Annotated in this window: 1 protein-coding gene; it reads right to left on the bottom strand. The window is 41.4% G+C overall.

What is annotated here, in order from left to right; all coding sequences use genetic code 11:
* Positions 1 to 107 precede the first annotated feature (107 nt).
* The gene (locus A3GM_RS0110855; RefSeq protein ID WP_018363374.1) at positions 108 to 1,553 is read right to left on the bottom strand and encodes an IS4-like element ISBf8 family transposase; all 1,446 of its coding nucleotides are present in this window, start codon (positions 1,551 to 1,553) and stop codon (positions 108 to 110) included.
* Between the last annotated feature and the right edge of the window lie 115 nt (positions 1,554 to 1,668).

Below are 1,668 nucleotides of genomic sequence, written 5' to 3'. Positions count from 1 at the left end.
TACTAAAGTTTCCCACCCCTTAAAACACTAACTTTTCTCATTTTCCTTTGTCTGTCTTCCCCCATATCCATTGACTGTTAACACATGCCTAACAGAAGTTATGCAGACTATCCACATACTTCGTCCCATTTTTCCAACGCTTCAGCCATTACAAGGATTTTGCTCATCTCTTTGTCGTTTCCGCTGATTGTAGCCATAAGGTATTGGGGCGTCATTCCAAGTATTTCTCCTAAAATGCGAAGAATGCGTTCGATGCAGGTAAGAACTCGCTTCCATAACGTGAGTGCCATGAGATCACCCTCCATATCCGAAAAGAGTTCGCCCATGGTTTGATATTCTGTGAATCTCTTTTCCAAAGCCATGACGGTATATGTAAGGTAACACAGCGTTGCGTCGGCTATCTGACCATTAAAGTCACAACCTTGATAACCTCCTAATCCGAGATATTGCTTAGTCTCCTTGTTCATCACCTCTATGTTCCATCTAATCTGATACACTTCAAAGGCTTTTACGAAAGACATCGTTGTATCCGTGGTGAGCAGAACGTTCCATGCGGAGTTTCTACCATACTTGATGAGGAAGATTCTGATAGGTATATCTCCTAAGTTGCCGTTGAGCTGAATATATCGACATTTGTATTTACGACAGTTCTTTCCTCGTTCACGTTCATAGGTGGCAATGAGTTCTGCAGCATTTTTCTTTTTGCCCGATATAGTGTATTTTGTCTTTCCCATTTTTGCAAGTCCAACAAAGTGCATTGCCCCTTTACCTATGCTTCTAACACATGTCATAAGTTGCTCGCAGGTGAACCAACTATCGGTAATCACATACTTCGCATGTAACCCCATCTTCCATCCACGGCGAAGCATATCCATGGCAACTTCCAGCTTAGACATCTTACACTCTTGAAAGCGCTTATAATCAGGATTGCCGGTGTTCCTCTTGGTGTGATATGCCTTTTTGAGTTGCTGTCTTGTCAGCCCGCAGTTGCCTTGCTTCCCCTTTTCTTGATGTAGTGAAAAATCAAAGGGTATAGTTGTCTTGCCGTCAAAGAAGGCACAAAGTAACAGCTTGTAGCCCAATACGCATCTGCCTTTCATATGGTCGAAAACACGACTGATACCCTCCATCCTCACACCACTCTTCTCAAGTACGGTGTCATCTATAATGAAACATGTAGTGGTATCTGATTGAGGAACTTCGCCATACTTACGCAATAGGCACATATAACGCAGTGCAAAGTGGTTCATCAATCGTCTCCAATCCATCTGTGGGCGAATCATCATGCGATAGAAACAGTTCTTACCATGATTTGAAAGCTCATATATCTTATGTTTGCATATACTATGGATGCTCTCGCCCACAATGCGGAAGAGGCAAAGAGAGAGGAGCAACTCCGAAGCCGAAACTCCGTCCTGTTTCTCCAATGAAAGGCGAGATAATAGGTGACCGATGCCAAACTTGCCAAAAAGATGAAATAAATCATCACTCATTCGGGTTTTAACACTCAAAAGTTTGGATAACTCACTTATTTTCTCTATTTTTGCTTCCATAACAGTTTTGTTGTCTTGTCTTTAAAATCAGTTCTTTAGCGATTACTAATTTACAAAGAAAATTCGACAAACTGTTATTTTTCTATCTATTTATTTGGGTGGGAAACTTTAGTTA

The sequence above is a fragment of the Hoylesella nanceiensis DSM 19126 = JCM 15639 genome (genome assembly GCF_000379965.1).
Taxonomy (GTDB): Bacteria; Bacteroidota; Bacteroidia; order Bacteroidales; family Bacteroidaceae; genus Prevotella; species Prevotella nanceiensis.
This window is presented reverse-complemented; position numbering and strand designations above follow the sequence as displayed.